Source organism: Aquimarina aggregata (genome assembly GCF_001632745.1).
GTDB classification, from domain to species: domain Bacteria; phylum Bacteroidota; class Bacteroidia; order Flavobacteriales; family Flavobacteriaceae; genus Aquimarina; species Aquimarina aggregata.
In genome coordinates, this window is sequence record NZ_LQRT01000002.1 from 179,305 (window position 1) to 199,415 (window position 20,111).

21 protein-coding genes are annotated in these 20,111 nt (G+C 31.6%); 5 read left to right on the forward strand and 16 right to left on the reverse strand.

From position 1 onward, the window contains the following. The first annotated feature begins 75 nt into the window (after positions 1 to 75). Together AWE51_RS02565 and AWE51_RS02570 are read left to right on the forward strand one after the other, a co-directional pair. On the forward strand, positions 76 to 960 hold the full coding sequence (locus AWE51_RS02565) for a LysR family transcriptional regulator (protein WP_066309030.1): 885 nt from the start codon (positions 76 to 78) through the stop codon (positions 958 to 960). A gap of 163 nt (positions 961 to 1,123) precedes the next feature. Beyond that, entirely contained in the window at positions 1,124 to 1,753 is a 630-nt protein-coding gene (locus AWE51_RS02570; protein ID WP_066309032.1) for a porin family protein, read from the forward strand. Between the two features lie 67 nt (positions 1,754 to 1,820). On the opposite strand, the gene AWE51_RS02575 is transcribed toward AWE51_RS02570, so the two are convergent. The 6 genes from AWE51_RS02575 to AWE51_RS02605 form a co-directional block, all read right to left on the reverse strand. After that, on the reverse strand, positions 1,821 to 2,186 hold the full coding sequence (locus tag AWE51_RS02575) for a SnoaL-like domain-containing protein (protein ID WP_066309035.1): 366 nt from the start codon (positions 2,184 to 2,186) through the stop codon (positions 1,821 to 1,823). A 91-nt stretch (positions 2,187 to 2,277) separates the two neighbouring features. Continuing rightward, complete coding sequence (locus AWE51_RS02580) at positions 2,278 to 3,585, reverse strand: cryptochrome/photolyase family protein (protein WP_066309038.1); 1,308 nt, start codon at positions 3,583 to 3,585, stop codon at positions 2,278 to 2,280. A 2-nt stretch (positions 3,586 to 3,587) separates the two neighbouring features. Further along, positions 3,588 to 4,286 carry an SDR family NAD(P)-dependent oxidoreductase gene (locus AWE51_RS02585; RefSeq protein ID WP_066309039.1) on the reverse strand — a complete coding sequence of 233 codons (699 nt, stop codon included), beginning with the start codon at positions 4,284 to 4,286 and terminating at the stop codon, positions 3,588 to 3,590. Positions 4,287 to 4,299: 13 nt separating this feature from the next. Beyond that, a complete protein-coding gene (locus tag AWE51_RS02590; protein WP_066309041.1) occupies positions 4,300 to 4,794 on the reverse strand; it encodes an SRPBCC family protein in 495 nt (164 codons plus the stop codon). An 83-nt stretch (positions 4,795 to 4,877) separates the two neighbouring features. Beyond that, entirely contained in the window at positions 4,878 to 5,234 is a 357-nt protein-coding gene (locus AWE51_RS02595; protein WP_066309044.1) for a hypothetical protein, read from the reverse strand. Between the two features lie 487 nt (positions 5,235 to 5,721). After that, on the reverse strand, positions 5,722 to 6,381 hold the full coding sequence (locus AWE51_RS02605; protein WP_066309049.1) for an MIP/aquaporin family protein: 660 nt from the start codon (positions 6,379 to 6,381) through the stop codon (positions 5,722 to 5,724). Between the two features lie 121 nt (positions 6,382 to 6,502). Here AWE51_RS02605 and AWE51_RS02610 point away from each other — a divergent pair, with 121 nt between their 5' ends. Next, on the forward strand, positions 6,503 to 7,345 hold the full coding sequence (locus tag AWE51_RS02610) for a DUF2911 domain-containing protein (protein WP_066309052.1): 843 nt from the start codon (positions 6,503 to 6,505) through the stop codon (positions 7,343 to 7,345). A 66-nt stretch (positions 7,346 to 7,411) separates the two neighbouring features. Here the strand turns inward: AWE51_RS02610 and AWE51_RS02615 are convergent, their stop codons facing one another. The 6 genes from AWE51_RS02615 to AWE51_RS02640 form a co-directional block, all read right to left on the reverse strand. Beyond that, the gene (locus AWE51_RS02615; protein ID WP_066309054.1) at positions 7,412 to 7,612 is read right to left on the reverse strand and encodes a helix-turn-helix transcriptional regulator; all 201 of its coding nucleotides are present in this window, start codon (positions 7,610 to 7,612) and stop codon (positions 7,412 to 7,414) included. After that, positions 7,602 to 8,069, reverse strand: a complete 468-nt coding sequence (locus AWE51_RS02620) for a hypothetical protein (RefSeq protein ID WP_066309056.1) — start codon at positions 8,067 to 8,069, stop codon at positions 7,602 to 7,604. Before AWE51_RS02620 ends, AWE51_RS02615 begins: the two co-directional genes overlap by 11 nt. 111 nt (positions 8,070 to 8,180) lie before the next feature. Continuing rightward, positions 8,181 to 9,161, reverse strand: coding sequence for a Gfo/Idh/MocA family protein (locus AWE51_RS02625; protein WP_099098759.1), 981 nt, complete (start codon positions 9,159 to 9,161; stop codon positions 8,181 to 8,183). Next, complete coding sequence (locus tag AWE51_RS02630) at positions 9,151 to 10,848, reverse strand: sodium:solute symporter (RefSeq protein ID WP_066309059.1); 1,698 nt, start codon at positions 10,846 to 10,848, stop codon at positions 9,151 to 9,153. The genes AWE51_RS02625 and AWE51_RS02630 overlap by 11 nt, the downstream gene beginning before the upstream one ends. A gap of 164 nt (positions 10,849 to 11,012) precedes the next feature. Further along, positions 11,013 to 13,511: a PIG-L family deacetylase gene (locus tag AWE51_RS02635; RefSeq protein WP_066309064.1), complete on the reverse strand. Its 2,499-nt coding sequence runs from the start codon at positions 13,509 to 13,511 to the stop codon at positions 11,013 to 11,015. A 149-nt stretch (positions 13,512 to 13,660) separates the two neighbouring features. Beyond that, the gene (locus AWE51_RS02640; protein WP_066309065.1) at positions 13,661 to 15,832 is read right to left on the reverse strand and encodes an endonuclease MutS2; all 2,172 of its coding nucleotides are present in this window, start codon (positions 15,830 to 15,832) and stop codon (positions 13,661 to 13,663) included. An 88-nt stretch (positions 15,833 to 15,920) separates the two neighbouring features. Between AWE51_RS02640 and AWE51_RS02645 the strand changes: the two genes are divergently transcribed. Next, positions 15,921 to 16,586, forward strand: a complete 666-nt coding sequence (locus tag AWE51_RS02645) for a uracil-DNA glycosylase (protein WP_066309066.1) — start codon at positions 15,921 to 15,923, stop codon at positions 16,584 to 16,586. Here AWE51_RS02645 and AWE51_RS02650 read toward each other — a convergent pair whose 3' ends face one another. Together AWE51_RS02650 and AWE51_RS02655 are read right to left on the reverse strand one after the other, a co-directional pair. Then, complete coding sequence (locus tag AWE51_RS02650) at positions 16,587 to 16,766, reverse strand: hypothetical protein (RefSeq protein WP_066309069.1); 180 nt, start codon at positions 16,764 to 16,766, stop codon at positions 16,587 to 16,589. Positions 16,767 to 17,041: 275 nt separating this feature from the next. Then, the gene (locus AWE51_RS02655) at positions 17,042 to 17,893 is read right to left on the reverse strand and encodes a substrate-binding domain-containing protein (protein WP_066309070.1); all 852 of its coding nucleotides are present in this window, start codon (positions 17,891 to 17,893) and stop codon (positions 17,042 to 17,044) included. Positions 17,894 to 18,041: 148 nt separating this feature from the next. On the opposite strand from AWE51_RS02655, the gene AWE51_RS26350 reads away from it, so the two are divergent. Then, positions 18,042 to 18,188, forward strand: a complete 147-nt coding sequence (locus AWE51_RS26350) for a hypothetical protein (RefSeq protein ID WP_157766005.1) — start codon at positions 18,042 to 18,044, stop codon at positions 18,186 to 18,188. A 97-nt stretch (positions 18,189 to 18,285) separates the two neighbouring features. On the opposite strand, the gene AWE51_RS02660 is transcribed toward AWE51_RS26350, so the two are convergent. Together AWE51_RS02660 and AWE51_RS02665 are read right to left on the reverse strand one after the other, a co-directional pair. After that, positions 18,286 to 19,167 (reverse strand): nucleoside phosphorylase, encoded by an 882-nt coding sequence (locus AWE51_RS02660; protein ID WP_066309073.1) that lies wholly within the window; start codon positions 19,165 to 19,167, stop codon positions 18,286 to 18,288. Position 19,168: 1 nt separating this feature from the next. Beyond that, positions 19,169 to 20,107 (reverse strand): DUF1835 domain-containing protein, encoded by a 939-nt coding sequence (locus AWE51_RS02665; protein WP_066309075.1) that lies wholly within the window; start codon positions 20,105 to 20,107, stop codon positions 19,169 to 19,171. Between the last annotated feature and the right edge of the window lie 4 nt (positions 20,108 to 20,111).

Below are 20,111 nucleotides of genomic sequence, written 5' to 3' on the forward strand. Positions count from 1 at the left end.
AATTGATTTGTTAGCACTAAATTAATATGTATTTTTAATAATTAGAAATACTAATATTATCATTAATTAATAACCATGAGTTATCAGTTAGAATTAAGACATTTTACATATTTTTTGGCCGTGGCTGAAGAACTGCACTTTAGAAAAGCTGCAGATCGTTTATATATTTCTCAACCTGGATTAAGTAGACAGATTAAACAGATGGAAGAGATTATAGGAGCAAAACTTTTTATAAGAGATAAACGAAATGTTGACTTAACAGCATCTGGTAGATACCTTAAAAAAGAATTAGATTACATTTTTAATCATATCGATTTTACCATAAAACAAACTCGTTTGATTGATCAAGGTAGTGATGGTGAGGTACGTATAGGATTTTTGGGTTCGGCAATGCAAACTGTGATCCCTGAATTATTGGTTAAAACAAACGAAAACTTCCCTAATATACAATTTAGTTTAGAAGAGATGTCTAATTATCTTCAGGTTGAAGCTATTGAAAGAGATCAGTTAGATCTTGGCTTTGTAAGATTGGCAAGGGTTTCTAAAGAGTTAAAAATGAAAACGATATTTAAAGACACTTTTTCATTGGTACTTCCTGAGGATCATTATCTTAATATAGATAATTTTAAAAGTATTGATCAAGTATCACATGAAAATTTCATCTTATTTTCATCTCGATATAGTTCTCTTTACTATGATAAAATTATGAGTATTTGTGAGGATAAAGGGTTTACACCAAAGGTGTCTCATAAATCAGTGCACGGGCAAACCATATACAAGCTTGTCGAAAGTGGTTTAGGTGTTGCGATTGTGCCAAGTTCGTTGCAGTATGGGTTCGATTTAGGGGTTAAATTTTTAGAAATTCCTAAAATTCCGCAAAAAGCAGTATTATCAGTAATTTGGAAAGAAAATAATCGTAATCCAGCATTACAACAGCTATTAAATTTGATGAATATTTAAATGGATGTTGCTGGATTTGTACTAGTATGATTAGATTTTTTTTTATTTCTGGATAGTGTTGTTTACTTTTGGTGCTGTCATTTTATTTTTATTTCTTAGTAAATTACTATGAAATACGATTGAATGGTCGCTTTAATATAGTAATGCTCCAAATTTATAAACTATGATAAAAAAGCTGTTTTTTATTACCTTATTTGTCGGATTGATTTCTGATTCGGTAAGTGCTCAGGTAGAATCTTTTCAAATAGGTTTTAAAGTAGGGTTTAGCCTAGCCGATTTTAAAGGCGAAGAAACCGATAATTTAGACCCAAGAACAAGTGTACATGTTGGATTGGCTGCTGAAATTCCTATCAATGAAATTTTAGCAATACAACCAGAATTATTATACACTTTTCAAGGTGTTAAAACAGAAAGTGAAGAAGTTAATTTTGAAAAAGAAAGTACAAAGTTAGATTATATTTATCTTCCTGTAATGGTGAAATACTATCCTTTTTATGTAGTTCCTGGTCTTAGTTTAGAAGCAGGTCCACAAGTAGGTTTTTTAACCTCTGCCGTACTCGAACGTAGAAATAATCTTGACGGAGGAATCACTGAAACTTCGGATACAGATATTAAAGATATTACTTCAAGTATAGATGTTGGATTTAATTTGGGAGTAGGGTATCAATTAGAGATCGGAGCTTTTATTCAAGCTAGATATAATTTAGGGATTACTGATGTTTTTGATATTGAAGGATTAGAAGTTTCTCAACAACACTCCGTATTTCAGTTTTCTACTGGATTTAAGTTTTAAATTTATAAAATTCTAAAAAATAAGCTCCACTATATACATATATATGGTGGAGCTTATTTTTTAATTGTTAACTAGGCATATTGTAGAAAAACTGCTCTTCGGTTATTTTACCATTATTAACTTGATATACTGCAACTTCTTCAATTTGCATTCTACCTTGACCTTTAAAAGTACAATCCATCTTCATAGTGCAACTAAAATGATTTTCTGCAATTAACGGATCAGAAATTTCACCTCCATGAAATTCTTCTACAGAGGCATACCAATCTTCACTTTTTTTAATAACAGCCTCTTTGCCATTGGTAATAGGGTTAGGGGAACCAGGCATTTCTTTGCTAATCACGTTTTGATCGTATAACTCGTTTAAAGCTTGCATGTTTTCACCTATACGGCAAAGTTCTACCAAGCGATTTGCAACTTGTTGTGTATTCATTGGTTTCAATTTTTAGGTTATAAAATGCTTTTCGCAATTAATTTACGAAAAACTTGAATTGAATGATAAAAAAATGATACACATTTATTGTTTAAGCTACAGCATTTTTATAAGTTTTGAGACAGCGTTCTCGAGCCATTTTATGTTCAACCATAGGTTGCGGATAAGTAAGTTCATTAAAATCTGTTACCCATGTTGAAATATACTTTAATTCCTTATCAAACTTAGTGATTTGTGTAGTGGGATTAAAAATCCTGAAATACGGAGCGGCATCTACTCCAGAGCCAGCGGCCCATTGCCAATTTCCAACATTCGCAGACATATCATAATCCAATAGTTTTTCTGCAAAGTATGCCTCACCCCAGCGCCAATCTATAAGAAGGTGTTTGCACAAAAAACTGGCAACTAGCATACGTACTCTGTTATGCATATAACCAGTTTTGTTTAGCTGTCGCATCCCTGCATCAACTAATGGATAACCAGTCTCACCTTTTTTCCATTTCTCAAATTCTTCTTCATTGTTTCTCCATTCAATCCGGTCATATTTTGCTCTAAAAGATGAATTTTGTGTATGAGGAAAATGATAAAGTATTTGCATAAAAAATTCTCTCCATATTAATTCAGACCAGAATACTTCATTTTCTTCTGCTATAGCCTTTCTTACCATTGCCCTAATACTTACTGTTCCAAAGCGAAGATGTGGCCCTAATAACGAGGTGCCTTTTGTAATTGCAGGATAATCACGTGTTTTTTCATAATTCTGAATAACCTCTGGAGATGCATCGTAATTAGGTACTTTTATTGATGATTGCTCAAATCCCATTTCGGCAAGTGATACCTTAGGAGTTACGACATCTTGGATTAAATTTTTTAGATAGTTACTCGTGTCATGCGATATAATGTTATCTGATTTAAAGATTTCTTTCCATTTATTTTTATATGGGGTATATACTACATAAGGAGTCCCGTCATTTTTTACAATTTCACTTTTTTCAAAGATTACCTGATCTTTAAAAGTTTGAAAGGTTATTTGATGCGTTTTGAGAAAGTGTTCAATTTCGGTATCGCGATTTTTGGCATAAGGTTCATAATCATGATTTGAATATATTTTCTGTATATCAAATTGAGAGATAAGATGTGTAAAGGCTTGTTTAGGATTTGCGTACAATTGTAGTATTGTACTATTATATTTGCTCTTTAATGTTTGATCTATCTTATTTAAACTTTCGAAAATGAATGTTACTCTAGCATCATCTTTTGGTAGATGATCCAGTATATTTTTGTCAAAAATAAAAATAGGTAAAACAGGGTATTCACCTTTTAAGGCTTCTAGTAAACCAACATTGTCATTTAACCTTAGATCTCTTCTAAACCAGAAAATAGATATTTTCTTGTTCATTATTAATTGATATTTAATGTTGACATACCACCATCTACACCCAAAACTTGTCCGGTGATCCAACTACTCTCATCACTTAATAAAAATGTAGCAATGTTAGCAATATCTTCTGCTTGCCCCACACGTTTCATAGGATGTCTACTATTCATCAAATCTCTTTTTTTCTCATTACCTAACAATCTTTTAGCCAATGGTGTATCTGTAAGTGAAGGAGCAATGACATTTACTCTAAAATGAGGCGCATACTCTGCAGCAAGAGCTTTCGCAAAACCTTCTATGGCTCCTTTTGCGGCTGCTACGCTTGTATGAAATGGCATACCCACTTTAACAGCAACTGTACTAAAAAAGACTAAACTAGCTTGGTCAGAGTTTTTAAGTTTTGGAAGGAGTTGATGAATGATTTTTACTAAAAACATAAAGTTGATTTGCATATCATCTTCAAATGCTTTTGGTGTTAGCATTTTAAATGGTTTTAGGTTAATACTTCCTGGACAATAGACAAAACCATCAATGCTCTCGGGTAATACAGAGGAATCTATTTCGTCTTTGGATACATCATAAGGAATATGTGTTACTTCAAGATTCCCGAGATTCTCTGATGTTCTTGACGCAATATATATATTATGCTCGCTATAAAGTTTTAAAGCAATTTCGAAACCAATACCATGACTTCCTCCGATAAGTAGTATGTTTTTTCTCATGTATCTTTAATAGTTATATAAATTCAATTTTTTTATCTGATGAACTCTCATGATTTCCAAATAATTCAATTAGTTTTTTTTCGCGATATTCAAAAATTTCTTTAAGTTTTGGCTTTACCATAAATGGATGTACTAATTGACCTAAAATACCAAAAGGGACTTTATAATCAATAATGTCCTCCATTTCGACACCACCAGGAATTTCTTTTAAAAAGTGTTTATGGTGCCAAAGTGCGTATGGACCAAAGCGTTGTTCATCAACAAAATAATGTTTGTCTTTAGTATGGGTAATCTCTGTAACCCATTTACTTTTTATTCCTGCGATGGGAGTAACGATATACTGTATGATTTGACCTGAATACATTTTTCGATCTGCGCCAGATAAAATTTGGAACCCCATGTAGTCAGGAGTAATAGTTTTTAAATTGCGAGGATCGGAAAGAAATTCCCAAGCCTCATCTAAGGATATTGGTAGGTTTTGCTTAGCTTTCAAGGTATATATCTTCATACTTTAATAAGTTTGAAGTAAAAATACATCTATTTTGTTTAACTATAACTATATAATTGTTAAACAAAAAATAATTTTTAAAATTAAAAATAACCTTCTGCCCAAGATTTAGCTTCTTCAAGAGTGCTAAAAAAAGCAAAGGATTTATCAAACAATTTTTGTTGCTGAAGTGCAATATCACGCTCTGTTTTTTCTTCAGATACAATAGCAAGCCCTTTCATGTTTTGAGGAAGTCCTTGCTGAAAAACTTCTTTGACAACTTCATGTTGAAATTTTCTATAAGTGATCATCAAGAAATCTTGAGATTTGAAGTGTAATTTGATTTCTTCCCTTATTTTACTTGCTTTTTCTAATGTTAGAAGTACATCTTTATAAACAGTAACGACAACGAAGGTATCGTAAAACTCTAATTCATAAAATTTATCAAATTTTTCGCTCATTTAAACTACCATTCATAATTCAATGGTAAATATATGTTAAAACCAATAAAATTGGAAATGAACGACTCAAAAAGAAATAAATTAAAGTTTTAATGCTAGCACTCTAATCAAATTTATAATTGTTTTGATTTAATTCTAGAATTAATCATAAATAAGTATATCAATTGTACTACACCAAGTATCCAATATATTTTAAATCTTAACTGTATATAAGTATCGTATAATATGGTGAGATCTGGTTTTATATCGAAAGAGAATAGTATAAAAGCGGGTATGAATGGCATTGTTATACCATACATAACAAGAACAAAAAAAATCGTAGCTAAACCAGTATTTTGCTTGATATTAAAATCGGAAGAAAACCTGTATTTTCTATAATTTACATAAATTAACAGTAGGAAAACTACAATATCTATACATATTAATTCCATTAGATAATTTAAGATGGTTAATCATACTTAAATATAATAAATCGAAATCAATAGTATTAACAATCATCACAACAATTATCTGGTTTCACAAGTTTACAAGTTAAAACCGCCAACAAAGCTCCAATGACGGGAGCAATAAAATATAACCATTGATGTTGCCAATTGCCTGAGAGAAGAGCGGGTGCAAATGATCTCGCAGGATTCATAGATGCATTAGTAACAGGACCTGCAAACATAGCTTCTAACAATACTACGCCACCGATCGCTATACCAGCCATAGTTCCAGTTTCTTTCGAGCCTGTTGATACATTTATGATAACTACCATTAAAAAGTAAGTAAGTATCAGTTCAAGAACAAAAGCTTTTGAACTGTCTATTGATGGTATTGTACCTCCTAAAAATTCACTATCAGGAAATAGAAAAAGTAAAATACTACTCGCTGCTACAGCCCCTATACATTGGGCTAGAATGTATTTAGGAACTTCTTTCCATTCAAATTTTTTAGCATAAGCAAATGCAATAGTAACAGCCGGATTAAAGTGTGCTCCTGATATTTCTCCAAAGGCATAAATCATTGCCATAACAATTAACCCCCATGTAATTGCAATCCCCACGTGGGATACATCACCACCAGTGACTTCATTAATAGTCATTGCTCCAGTACCACAAAAGATCATACTAAAAGTCCCTATACTTTCTGAAATATATTTACGCATGTTTTTTAGAAATATGTTGACAAATATACCATTCCTTATTTTAAGGTTTTGTTAACTTTTAATGTATGTGTATTTCTTATTTTCGTTACAGAAAAATTCAAAACAAACTAAATAAAACACAATGAAAAAGATCGTCTTATTTCTTTCTGTTGCTTTAATATCGTTAGGTGTTGAGGCTCAGGTTAAAACTCCACAACCAAGTCCTAGTTCTAAAATAGAGCAGGTTGTTGGATTAACAGATATTACTGTTGAGTATTCTCGTCCTAGTATGAAAGGAAGAACTATTTTTGGAAACTTAGTTCCTTACGATAAATTATGGAGAACTGGAGCAAATAAAAATACTCAAATTACTTTTAGTGATGATGTAAAAGTAGGTGGTAAAGAGCTTAAAAAAGGAACATATGCAATTTTCACAAAACCAGGTAAAGAAAACTGGGAAGTATTGTTTTATGCAGATGCTAACAACTGGGGAACTCCTAGAGAATGGGATGACGCTAAAGTAGCAGCTAAGTTCTCTGTTAAGTCAAATAAAATACCTTTTAAAGTTGAAACTTTTACTATTATGTTTAGTGATTTTAAAATGGATTCTGCTTTACTGAATATCTTTTGGGAAGAGACAGAGGCTTCAATAACAGTAGAAGTTCCTTCTAAAGAAAAGGCAATAGCTAGTATTGAAACTGCATTAGCTGGTCCAACTGCGAATGATTATTATCAAGCGGCTGTTTTTCATAAAGAGATAAAAGATCTTGCTAAGGCAAAAGAATATATCGACAAAGCTGTATCCCTACGTAAAGATCCTGCATTTTGGTTTCATAGACAACAATCTTTGATCTATGCGGGTACAGGAGATAAGGCTGGGGCAATAAAAGCTGCAAAAACTTCGTTATCATTAGCAGAGAAAGCAGGAAATGCTGACTATGTAAAGTTAAACAAAGACTCCCTTTCAGAGTGGGGAGCAAAATAGACACTCTTTTTCACACACAAATCATTTGAAAAAGCGTTCCGCACCTAACGGAACGCTTTTTTGTTTTTAGTCACTATCTTCTAAGAAAAAAATATCTTCTACATTCTTTTTAAACACTCTTGAAAGCTTTAGCGCTAATACTGTAGAGGGAACATATTTGTTTTTTTCCATAGCATTAATGGTTTGTCTACTAACTCCGATTTTCTTTGCTAAATCTGCCTGAGTTAAATTATATATTGCCCTTTCTACTTTAATCCTATTCTTCATGATTAGACTTTTTATAAACAACATAATTAAATCGAAGTATAAATATGATTAGTGGAGTAAACATATTGTAGATAATGGTATGAAAATACCTGATATCATATATAAAAACCGTTGTGAATAGTAAAATGACATAATTTACTAAGATCGCCCAAACTAAGGAGTCTAGTCTGACTTTGGATATAAACTCATCTTCGATCTTTTCTTTAGAAAAACTTATCAGTAATCCACCTACAATAATAATTATAGTAATTAATTCGTCTATAATGCTATTTTCGATTATTCTAAATATTCCATTTTCATTTGGAAACATGGTTTCATAGTGAAATAGTGAAACCGTTTTCGTGATTAGTAAATTGGATTCATAATCATTTACAGAATGAATAATTCCTAAGGTAATTCCTGTAACAAAAAGAAGCCAACCTGGTTTTTTGAATTTGTTTGATACTAAATATTTCATCTTGTTCGATTTTTAATTGATGTTATAAATGTAAAGTAAAATTTACAAAAAGTAAAGTTTATTTTACATTTTATCGAATAAAGAACTATTCGGTATATTATTTTATAGACTTTATGAATATTGTAATCCGATTTTTTCTCTTACAGTATCTAACATTTTGATCAGTTGAAGACTTTTATCAAAAGTCATTATCGTACTTTCTGTACGATTTTGAAGTAACATGTTTTGTACATGGATTGCCTCATAATTATAGCCATTAGTTGTCACAGGAAATTCAAAAGATTCGGAAACTCCATTTTTTAGAATAGTAATAGATGACGGTTTATGAAATTGTGTATTGATTTTGATTGTAGCTTTTTCAAATTCAATTATGGCTTCAGTGTTTGTGTCTTTTGAAATTGCGCTAAATAATGAAGCCGAAGTTCCGTTACTATACTCAAGCTTCATAGTACAAGTTTCGTCTACACCTGTTTTTCCGAATGTAGCATTTGCTTCAATTTTATCAGGATAACCTAAAATACTTAGTGCAGCAAACAAAGGATATATACCGACATCTAATAGACTACCACCACCCAATTTTTTATTAAATAATCTCCCATCTGGGTTAAATGTTGCTGCAAAACCAAAGTCCGCAGTAACTGTTTTAACGTTTCCAAATTCTTTAGAGCCAATTAGTTTTAATACATGGTCATAATGAGGAAGGAAATAGGTCCATAGAGCTTCCATTAAAAAAATTTGCTTTTCTTTTGCAATTGAAATCATCTCTTCAACCTGTGAAATATTCATTGCAAATGGTTTTTCACATAGCACGGCTTTATTGTTATTAAGGCACATGATAGTGTTTTCATGATGAAAAACATGTGGTGTAGCTATATAAATCACATCAATTTCATTATCCTTACTTAGTTCTTCATAACTTCCGTATGCTTGAGGGGCATCATACTTTTCCCCAAAATCCTTAGCTTTTTGTAAATTTCTACTAGCTACGGCATGTAATTTGGCATTTGGTATCGATCCTAAATCTTGAGCAAAGTAGTGCGCGATATTGCCGCACCCCAAGATTCCCCATTTAATAGTTTTGTTAGTGTTCATGTTGTGGTTGGTTATTTTTAGTTGGTATTAATTCTTGTAACAGGATAGCTAAAAACATCACAATTCCGCAACCTAATGCATTAAGCCATAGAAAAGGAAGCCAGTCCTGCCACCATACAAAAATGATTATCATTTGAGTAAGTAGTGCAGCTATAAATGTGGCATTACTTTTTACGAATTTTATAAAGAATGCAAGTAAAAAGATGCCAAGTACATTTCCGTAAAAAATCGATCCAATAATATTTACTAATTGAATAAGATTGTCAAATAAGTTAGCAAAACAGGCTACAAAAATTGCTAAAATACCCCAGATTAATGTGAAAAATTTAGATGCATTAACATAATGTTGTTCACTTTTTTCTTCTTTTACGTTTCGCTTATACAAGTCTATAGCCGTTGTAGATGCCAGAGCATTTAATTCTGAGGCCGTTGAGGACATAGCAGCTGATAAAATAACAGCGAGTAATAATCCTATTAAACCTTTAGGAAGATTATTTAAGATAAAATGTATAAAAACATAATCTTTATCATTCGTTTCTACGTCAGGATCGGCTTTTTTAATTAATTCTTTTGCCGATGTACGAATTTGAACCTCGGAGTCCATTAATGTTTTTAATTGACTAGTTATCTCACTTCTGCCTGTATCATTGGCGCTAATTTGCTTATTTATAAGTTTTTCTTTCTCATTTTGAATTTGTGATAGCTCGTTTTCTAGTTTTTGATATTCTTGAGTATACTCTGACTTCTTAATGGCTTCACCAGCCATTGGATTAAAATTTAAAGGAGCCGTATTGAATTGATAAAACACAAACACCATAACACCTACCAAAAGAATAAAAAACTGCATTGGTACTTTTAATAATCCATTAAAAAGTAACCCTAGTTGACTTTCTTTAACAGATTTACCTGAAAGGTATCGTTGTACTTGGCTTTGATCAGTACCAAAATAGGATAACATCAAGAATGTGCCTCCTAGTATTCCTGTCCAAACTGTATATCGATTGGTAAGGTCAAAAGAGAAATCCAATACTTTCATTTTGCCGCTTGCACCTGCAATATCAAGTGCTTTGGAGAATGTTACTCCGTCTGGCAAATAGCTAATGATCAAGAAAAAAGCAATAAACATTCCTGCAAATATTACTGCCATTTGTTGTTTTTGGGTAACGCTTACGGCTTTTGTTCCGCCAGAAACAGTATAAATTATAACTAAGATTCCTATAACAATGTTTAAATATGTGAGATCCCATCCTAAAACTGCCGATAATATTATTGCAGGAGCAAAAATTGTTATTCCGGCGCCTAAACCACGCTGAATCAAAAATAAAATAGCAGTAAGTGTTCTTGTTTTTAGATCAAACCTGCTTTCAAGGTACTCATATGCTGTATATACTTTTAATTTGTGGTATAATGGAATAAATACCAGGCAAATGATTACCATAGCTATAGGAAGTCCAAAATAAAATTGAACAAACCCCATACCGCTATGAAATGCTTGTCCTGGTGTAGAGAGAAATGTAATAGCACTAGCTTGGGTAGCCATAACAGACAGTCCTACTGTCCACCATTTTGCCTCATTACCACCACGTATATAATCTTTTACTGTAGCACTACCTTTAGTCTTCCACGCTCCATATAAAACGATAAACAAAAGGGTTCCACCTAGAACAATCCAATCTATAAGTTGCATTTGCAGAAAATGTAATATTTATTAATAAATGATTTGATAGTTAAGAATAACTATTTGTAATTAAATAGAATATAAGTATGTATGCTATATTAGCTATTAATACAGCACTATACAGTTTTTTCCAGACTAATTTTTCTTTTGGTTCTTCCATAAGAATGCTCCTTTTATTTTCCTAAAGATAGCATATTTGCAAAAAGACGAAAAGCCCCGGGAACTCCAGCAGGAAATTCTCTGAAGAAGCTTAATCCAGTATATACATAATATCCTTTTCCGTACTTGGCAACTAATAGAGGTCCTTTCTTTTTAGATTCTCCTTTGTCGTTGGCTTCTAAGATTGCTGTATATTCTTTTGACCATTCATTAGGAAAGTATAAACCTCGTTCTTGAACCCATCCTGTGAAATCATTTGATGTAATTTTATTTGGAGAATTTAATACTTGATGGTCTGGAGCAGAAAAAGTAATCTCGGCATTCTCATCTGTGACACGGTCTCTAGATAATTTTAAAGGATATGGACCAAGATTATCACTTACCTTTAATCTATGGCTTGTATTGTATTGTACAATTAAATTACCGCCATTTTTTACGTATTCTAAAAGATATTGTTGTTTAAACTTAAGTGCCTCGATTGTATTATAAGCTCTTATACCTATTACGATTGCATCATATGTTTTAAGACTTTCAGGAGCTATTGTTTCAGGATCTATAGTAGTTACTTTATATCCAATTTGTTTCAAACTTTCAGGAACAACATCTCCTGCACCTTCTATATAGCCAATATTTTGACCTTTCTTTTTGATATCTAAGCGTACTACTTTGGTTTCAGAAGGTAGAATAACTGTTTGATACGGTATATGGTCATAATCTATAGTGACTACTTCTTTAGCGTATGTTTTATCACCAATTTGTACCATTGGAGATATGTATCCTTGGCTTTGCTGCTCTGGAGAAGTCAACGTAAAGATTACTGTTTTTTCTTCTCCTTTTTGTGTTAGATTAATATCAATTGTTTTAGGGGATACACTCCAACCATCTGGATGAGCAAGTGAAACTTTACCTTTTAAGTTTGATTTCCCTGCTTTAATAGTAATAGGTATTTTTTTTGAAAGTCCATTTGCATAAATGATTACTTTATCCTTTATCCCTGCAGAAACAACAGGGATAATTTCAAAAGGCTTGTACACTTCTCCTTTTACAGGATCATTAGTTTTATAAACAACTTCTTTAGTAAATGGTATAATCACACCTTCAACAGCAACCGTGAATGTGGCTTTGATTTTATGATCTGTTTCGGGTTTTCCGATTAATTTGCGATCTTCAACCTTATACATTCCTAAGGTACCTTTGTTATTAAGCCAATATGGGTTTGTATATTCTAAAGAGTTAGGGATTTTTCCTTTAAACTCTAAATTTTGTCTTGTATTATTAGTTAAGTTTTTTTCAGAAGTATCATTAATATTGATAGCATCAATTTTTGTGGATTTTAAAACTATATTAGAGTTACTTCTGTTTATAGCTTCTACTTTAATTGTAACCTCACCGTCTTTAGTTATGTTGGGAGCAGTAGCAACTGCTTCTAAATATAATCCTGAGGCACTAGCTATAATAGATTTTATCTCTTTAGATTTAATGGTTTTCCAATGCTCATCTTCTAATTGTTCAATTAAATTATAAGCCTTAACTAATTGTGGTATAGAAGCTGATGGATTTCTAAAATCAAAACCTTTCTCTACTTGATATAAAATATCGCCAATAGCTTTACCACCTTTAATACGATTCCAAGAAGTATCTATTCCTTCAAAAATATTGGTTTTATCTTTTGGTAATTGTCCTTTAATAAGTTCAATGTATTCTGTTTGTTTACCGCGACTACCGGTGCTACCAAAACCTTGAGATTTATGTTGACTTCTACTTAATGATGCTATTTCGGTATTTGATAGACCAGACGAAGGATAATAAACCCCAGTATCAAATGATAATAGGTTTGTTTTGTCTGCTTTTTCAAAATTTTCTCTACTTCCGTAGAACCACCATGAGGTATTAAAAAATAAACGGGTAGGTTGCCAAGCATTCACATGTTTAAGCTGATCAGGATAAATTGATGAATTTCCGACAAGATCAAATGCTTCTACACTAAGCATTGCCGAAGAAGTATGATGACCGTGCGTCGTACCCGGAGTTCTGTGATTAAATCTATTAATGATCACATCTGGTCTAAATTTGCGAATAGCCCAAACGACGTCACCTAAAACTTCTTTTTTGTCCCAAATAGAAAGTGTTTCATCAGGATGTTTTGAATATCCAAAATCGTTTGCTCTCGTAAACATTTGTTCACCTCCATCAGTTCTTCGAGCAGCTAATAATTCTTGTGTTCTTATTACTCCTAAAAGCTCTCTTATTTCTGGACCTATTAAATTTTGACCACCATCTCCACGAGTAAGTGATAGATAGGCTGTTCTTGCTTTTACATGGTTAGCCATATAAGAGATAAGCCTTGTATTTTCATCATCAGGATGAGCAGCAACATATAAAACAGAACCTAAAAAGTTTAATTTCTTTATAGATTGGTGAATTTCTGAAGCATTTGGTTTTTGGGGTTGTTGTGCTATTGAAACACATGGAATTAGTAGACTAAAACTGACTACAAAAAGTAATTTTCGCATAATAATGGAAGCAATTTTTTAAGTAATGTTCCAAATATATAAAGATAAAATTCTCAGAATTATGGTTTAAGGATACTTTAACAGAGACGCCCTTTGTTACCAATTCATATGCGTTGGTATATTAAGGATCTCTTGTGTAGTAGAATAAATTATTTTGGGCGCTCTACAAATTCTAATTGTTCTGTGGCAACATTGGTGGTAAAAATACCATAATTAACAACAGCTTTTCCTTTTTCAAGAGTATCTATACTTCCTATAGATTTACCATCAATCATTCGAACTCTATCACCAATTTTTAAAGTCACTTTTGGTTTGGCTTCTTTTATTTTCTCTTCCTTCTTTTTCTCTTCCTTCTTTTTTTCTCGAATAACTTTGACCTTTTTTACAACTTCTTCAACTACTTTTTTTTCTTTTGCTTTTGTTGCATTACGTTGTTTAAAAGATTGTTTTTTTCGCTTCGAATTTTCTACTTGCACAATTTTCATGAATTCATCAATCAACTCACGTTTCTTTTTATTATTGAAGTATTTTTCGCTAATATCATCAAGTTTTTGCCCCAAATAAATCATGCGTTGATTACTGTCATATAGTTCCTGATAACTTTCTAGCTTCTTTTGCATTCGATCATTAATCTTTTCCAGACGTTCTTTCTCTTCTTCTGCTTTTTGTTCTTTTGTTTTTAATCCAGCAGTAGTTTTTTGAAGTTTTGATCTTTCTTTTTGAAGGTTGGCAATACTTTTGTCGAATCGTATCTTTCCTCGTTCTACTTTTTTCTTAGCTTTATTAATAAGACTATATGGTATTCCATTTTTTTGAGCTACCTCAAAAGTGAAAGAACTACCAGCTTCTCCTAGATACAACTTAAAAAGAGGTTCTAGAGTTTTTGCATCAAAAAGCATATTCGCATTACTGATGTTTGGCAATTCATTAGCGAGCATTTTTAAGTTCGCATAATGCGTTGTGATAATTCCAAATGATTCACGTTCATAAAAAACTTCTAAGAAAGCTTCGGCTAATGCACCTCCCAGTTCCGGATCACTACCGGTACCAAATTCGTCTATAAGAAACAATGTTTTGTTATTACATTTTCTTAAAAAATAATTCATGTTTTTGAGACGATAACTATAGGTACTTAAGTGATTTTCTATAGATTGGTTATCTCCAATATCGGTTAATATAGTGTCAAATAAACAGGTTCTACTATATTCATGTACAGGTATTAACATACCACTTTGTAACATTACTTGCAGTAGTCCAATGGTTTTAAGGGTAATACTTTTTCCACCTGCGTTTGGTCCAGAGATCACAATGATTCTATTGTTTTGACCTAATGTTATTGTTTGCGGATATGTTTTTTCTCCTTTTGTTTTATTTGAAAGAAATAATAATGGGTGATAGGCTTCTTTAAAAGATAGTTCTCTATCTTCAGTTATTTTAGGAAGTACAGCATCTAATTGATTCGCATATTTTGATTTGGACGAAACCAAATCAATATCACTTAAATATTCTTGATATTGTTGAAATAACTCTGTGAATGGTCTTAATTTATTAGTAAGATCTTTGAGTATTTTTACAATTTCTTCTCGTTCTTCATACTGAAGGTTACTCAATTCTCTGCTATATTGTAATGTGGCCTCTGGTTCTATATATACAATACTTCCAGTTTTTGAACTACCCATAATCGCACCTTTAACCTTGCGACGATACATTGCAGTAACAGCTAGGACTCTACGATTATCTACAACACTTTCTTTAATTTCATCTAGATATCCTAAATTATTATACCGCGTAAGGTCTTTTCCAAAACTGCCATTTAATTTTCCTTGAACGATATTGATATCTTTTCTAAGCCGAAGTAGAGTAGAAGAGGCATTATCTTTTACTTCTCCAAACTTATCTACCACCGCATCAATTAAAGAGGTAATTTCTTTTGTAAAAGGCACTGCGCTTGAACTATTATATAGAACGGGATATAGTTCATTGTTTTTTCTGAAAAAAGTTAATAACTCATTAGTAGTGTTACTAATGGCAACAAGTTTTTTTAAATTAAAAGCTTCAAGAAACGTGTTTTCAATATTTAATAATTGAATTTCCTTAGTGATATTATCAAATCCATGATTAGGGATACGAACATCATTTGCAGATGAGGATTTATATTCAGAAACCTCTTGCAAAGCAATCAATACTTTTTCTTTAGAGCTATACGGCGTTATGAGTGTTGCCTTTGATTTTCCTAAATCTGTGTTGCACAGGTCAGCAATGTGATCAAGTATAGTGTCAAATTCAAGATCGTCTAATGTTTTTTTAGAAATACGAATCATACTTTTTATTTACCCTATTTTTGGGTTATCTTTCTTCAAATTTTGAACGAAACAAAAGTACACAATTGAGATAATTTTTGATATCTATATGAATGTAAATATTGAAGTTGGTTGGAAAACACAATTAAAAAGTGAATTTGAAAAACCATATTTTGAGCAGCTCGCGAACTTTATAAAAGAAGAATATTCTAAAAACACATGCTATCCTAAAGGAGCAGATATTTTTGCCGCATTTGATTATTGTAGTTTTGATGATACTAAGGTTGTTATAATTGGTCAGGATCCTTATCACGGAATAGGACAGGCTAATGGTTTATGTTTTTCTGTTAATGAGAACATTGCAATGCCACCTTCATTAATTAATATTTTTAAAGAGATAGAAACTGATTTAGGTATTCCTTTCCCTTCAAATGGAAATTTACAACGTTGGGCCAAACAAGGAGTTTTATTGTTAAATGCTACACTAACGGTACAGGCTCATCAAGCTGGATCACACCAAAAAAGAGGTTGGGAACAATTTACAGATGAAGTAATAAGAGTAATTTCTGATAAAAAAGAGAATGTAGTTTTCTTGCTTTGGGGTGGTTTTGCAAAGAAAAAAGGAATTAAAATAGACAAGACTAAACATCATGTACTAACCAGTGGTCATCCTTCTCCTTTAAGTGCAAATAGAGGATATTGGTTTGGTAACAAACATTTTAGTAAGACGAATGACTATCTTAAAAGTAAGGGTGAAACCAATATTAATTGGTAATTAAGCAGCAGTAGGGATTTCTGCATTCTTTGCTTTTTCAGCCTCTTGGTTTGAGATATGATTAATCTGTACTTTGGCTTTTGTTTTCTTCTTATTAGTATCCACAGATTGCATACTAAACTTTAAAAGAATAAAGTTAAAAGATACTAAACCGGCTAGTATTAAGAAAAATGTGATCATAAATAGGATTTGTTAGTTTAATTATTAGATGCAATTATTTTAATATGGTTGCTTATGCGTTAATAATTAGTTTACTGGGGTAGGAAGGGCAAATGTACAAAAATATTTTGTTTGTTAATATGTTTTGTCTATTTAAACATAAGAAATAACTATTTCTTAATATTTTGTATAGTTGTTTATATAAATTTATAATGTTCATCTTAATTTATTAAAAGATTCTTTACTATAAAACACATAAACAGTAAGATACCCTACCCCTTAATCTCTATTTTTACTTAAATTGTGTAACATAATCCCTCTGAAGGCACTATTTTATCAATAATTTTTAATTCGAATAATTGTTCCTGAACCTTAGTAAGTGTCTTTGTTTGTATTTGAGATTGACTCCATTCAGTTAATTGCAACCATTTTTGAATATCTTCTAACTGTTGGTCATACCTATAAGATAATGTTCTATCTATACTTGGTATATTTTTAAAATCGGCTGTAGTTGTATTTATAATATCAAGAATTACTTGTATATCGTTAGCTTTTTCTGTTAACATCTCTTCTCTAACAGCAATCACAAAACAAGGCCATGGAGTAGGGCAATCACCAACTCTTCTAAAAGTATTGTTGTCTACTAATGGTTTTGTAGTAAAATGTTCCCACATAAAATAATCAGCTTTTTCATTAGTTAACGCCTCGATTGCTCCATCAAGATTTTTAATAACTTCAAATTTAAGATTTGATGTTTCCCAACCTTGATTTTGTGCATTTACATATGACATGAGATGTGAGCCTGAGCCATATCTGCTTATTGCCGCTTTGGTATTAATCAAATCATCGATACTTTGAAATTTTGATTTATAACCAACATGTATCCCCCAGATTAAAGGGCTTTGAATATAAGTTTGTACAATTTTACTTGGATTACCAGCAATAATATCTTTTACGATTCCTTCTGTTAGAATAATGGCAATATCTATTTCAGAATTTCTAAGCGCCTCACACATAGCCCCAGTTCCTCCAGGAAAATCTATCCAATTTAGATCTATACCATGTTTTAAATAGCTTTCTTCTTCTATGGTAAGATGCCATGGTAGGTTAAAATGCTCAGGGACACCACCAATTTTTACAGTACTCATAATGTTGTTTTGTTAATTTTTTGTGTATTTTATCGATTATTTGTGTTTTTTAGCGATAATAGTAAAATGTTTTTCTATATTTGAAATATAATTCTTTCAAAGAGAATTACATTTGAAAAGCATTAACACAAAATAAAACAATATTGCTATGAAAAAGGATTTTTTAAGAAATAAAAACACATTCGTAAAGGTTGCAAAGTTGAAAAGTAACCCAGTAGAAAATGGAATTGTTGTTTTTATTGCAGTGTTATTGCTAACCAATCTATTGATAAGCCTTAAAATATTATTTAGTTAAGGCTCAAAAATGAATTAGAACTGTTTTTAAATATTCATGATATTATTATTGTTGAGAGTTGAAAAGGGATAGAATGTATTTCTATCCTTTTTTTTATCTATGATTTTGTAGGTGAAATGATTTTCTCTAAGGTATATGTAATGAGTTTGTCAATAGTATTTTTTGGTGATGTACTAAACTCGCCAGTTGCCCTGTTAGCTAATATTGCGTTCATTGATATTGCTTTATGCCCAAGCATTTTTGCCATACCATAAATACCGGCAGTTTCCATTTCTAGATTGGTTATTTTTTGAGTATCGAATGCAAAAGAACGTAATTTTTGATTTAACAAATTATCTTGTAATGCTAGTCTTAAAACTCTTCCTTGCGGTCCGTAGAAACCAACATTAGTAACTGTAATACCTTTTTGTACAGAATCGCTATTCATTTGGTTTAAAAGAGTGGTGCTACATTTAATTGCGTACGGAACTGATTTGTTTTTATCCCAATTTAAATGTGTTTGAAGTGCTTTGGATATTTCAGGTTTTTGAATGTGCGCGCTATCATAAAAATGCATTAGACTGTCAAAACCAATGGCCGTTTCTGATACGATAAAACTATCTAAAGGAATTTCAGGAAGTATTGTACCGGATGTTCCTATTCTAATAATATTTAGTGAAGTATGTTCTTTCTTTATTTCACGAGTATCAAAATCGATATTAACTAATGCATCTAATTCATTAAAAACAATATCGATATTATCTGTACCAATACCTGTAGAGATTACAGTTATTCTTTTTCCTCGATATATTCCTGTTTGTGTGTGAAATTCTCTTTTATGAATTTTGAAATCTACTTGATCAAAATATTGAGTAACCTGATCAACACGATCAGGATCCCCAACAGTTATTATTGTATGTGCTAAGTTTTCAGGCTTTAGGTGTAGATGGTAGATACTACCATCATCATTTAAAATAAGTTCTGATTCGGCTATTGCCATATTATAATTTTAATAAGGTGTGAGTGTCATTGTTATAAAGGAAATCATATTTTTTTACGCCTCCATAATGCCAATCTAGTATTTGAGTATTATAAAAATTTTTCTCTTGTTTTAAAGCTAGTTTGCCTCTTTCAGACAATTGTAATCTATCTTTTGTTTGATCCAAAAATTGAAAAAGTCTAGCAAGTACTCGTTTCATTTGCATATCTCCGTATCCATAATATCCTTGATACTCTAGGGTGTATCCCATAAGTTGCTTAATGTTTTTGATTTGATAATTGTCTATCATTTCTAAAATATTATGTTCTAGTACATTCAGACCTGTTAGCATATTAGGGAAACGTTGTAGATGCGCTCTTAAACATATGGATAAGTATTCAAAAGAAGAATGCTTTTTGATCTGTCCAGCCAATTTTTGAGGCTTTGATTCACAATATAGCGTCCATATATGTGATGCTAGTTCAAGATCATCATTAGTTAATAGGATTTTGTTTTTGTAATGATTTCTTAATTGAGCTTCGGATAAATCACAAAGCCCAAACATTTTCTTTTCATGCTCAATACGACCACTACAAACAAGATAAACAGGAGTATCGTTAATTCCTTTTCTTAATAAAAGACTGATAGCTGCTATCATATTGATGTGGCAAAATAAATCATACTCAAACCATAACACAATTTCATTATATTGAGAAAGTGTATCTATTTTTTGCAGTTGAGAAACAAACTTCTCTTGATAGTCTGAAGAGCCTATTCTATAGTATTTCTTAAGGAATTTCTCTCTTATTTTGATAGATTCTTCGGTCTCTACTTTTATTATTGTAGGGCCTTCACATAGCATTTCTCGCCAGGTAAAAAAATCTCCTTTTACTAATTTTAGTTCCTTTATCCTATCCGTAAGACTATCCCCGTTGGTAATATGTAATGTTTTTGCCCCCAAAATT

Bases quoted from the DNA above. Each gene is read 5' to 3' on its own strand.
- AWE51_RS02640 (WP_066309065.1), bottom strand. From the start codon at position 15,832: ATGATTCGTATTTCTAAAAAAACATTAGACGATCTTGAATTTGACACT.
- AWE51_RS02605 (WP_066309049.1), bottom strand. From the start codon at position 6,381: ATGCGTAAATATATTTCAGAAAGTATAGGGACTTTTAGTATGATCTTT.
- AWE51_RS02625 (WP_099098759.1), bottom strand. From the start codon at position 9,161: ATGAACACTAACAAAACTATTAAATGGGGAATCTTGGGGTGCGGCAAT.
- AWE51_RS02650 (WP_066309069.1), bottom strand. From the start codon at position 16,766: ATGATCACATTTTTCTTAATACTAGCCGGTTTAGTATCTTTTAACTTT.
- AWE51_RS02590 (WP_066309041.1), bottom strand. From the start codon at position 4,794: ATGAAGATATATACCTTGAAAGCTAAGCAAAACCTACCAATATCCTTA.
- AWE51_RS02660 (WP_066309073.1), bottom strand. From the start codon at position 19,167: ATGGCAATAGCCGAATCAGAACTTATTTTAAATGATGATGGTAGTATC.
- AWE51_RS02610 (WP_066309052.1), top strand. From the start codon at position 6,503: ATGAAAAAGATCGTCTTATTTCTTTCTGTTGCTTTAATATCGTTAGGT.
- AWE51_RS02595 (WP_066309044.1), bottom strand. From the start codon at position 5,234: ATGAGCGAAAAATTTGATAAATTTTATGAATTAGAGTTTTACGATACC.
- AWE51_RS02655 (WP_066309070.1), bottom strand. From the start codon at position 17,893: ATGAGTACTGTAAAAATTGGTGGTGTCCCTGAGCATTTTAACCTACCA.
- AWE51_RS26350 (WP_157766005.1), top strand. From the start codon at position 18,042: ATGAAAAAGGATTTTTTAAGAAATAAAAACACATTCGTAAAGGTTGCA.
- AWE51_RS02620 (WP_066309056.1), bottom strand. From the start codon at position 8,069: ATGAAATATTTAGTATCAAACAAATTCAAAAAACCAGGTTGGCTTCTT.
- AWE51_RS02645 (WP_066309066.1), top strand. From the start codon at position 15,921: ATGAATGTAAATATTGAAGTTGGTTGGAAAACACAATTAAAAAGTGAA.
- AWE51_RS02570 (WP_066309032.1), top strand. From the start codon at position 1,124: ATGATAAAAAAGCTGTTTTTTATTACCTTATTTGTCGGATTGATTTCT.
- AWE51_RS02565 (WP_066309030.1), top strand. From the start codon at position 76: ATGAGTTATCAGTTAGAATTAAGACATTTTACATATTTTTTGGCCGTG.
- AWE51_RS02575 (WP_066309035.1), bottom strand. From the start codon at position 2,186: ATGAATACACAACAAGTTGCAAATCGCTTGGTAGAACTTTGCCGTATA.
- AWE51_RS02580 (WP_066309038.1), bottom strand. From the start codon at position 3,585: ATGAACAAGAAAATATCTATTTTCTGGTTTAGAAGAGATCTAAGGTTA.
- AWE51_RS02585 (WP_066309039.1), bottom strand. From the start codon at position 4,286: ATGAGAAAAAACATACTACTTATCGGAGGAAGTCATGGTATTGGTTTC.
- AWE51_RS02635 (WP_066309064.1), bottom strand. From the start codon at position 13,511: ATGCGAAAATTACTTTTTGTAGTCAGTTTTAGTCTACTAATTCCATGT.
- AWE51_RS02630 (WP_066309059.1), bottom strand. From the start codon at position 10,848: ATGCAACTTATAGATTGGATTGTTCTAGGTGGAACCCTTTTGTTTATC.
- AWE51_RS02615 (WP_066309054.1), bottom strand. From the start codon at position 7,612: ATGAAGAATAGGATTAAAGTAGAAAGGGCAATATATAATTTAACTCAG.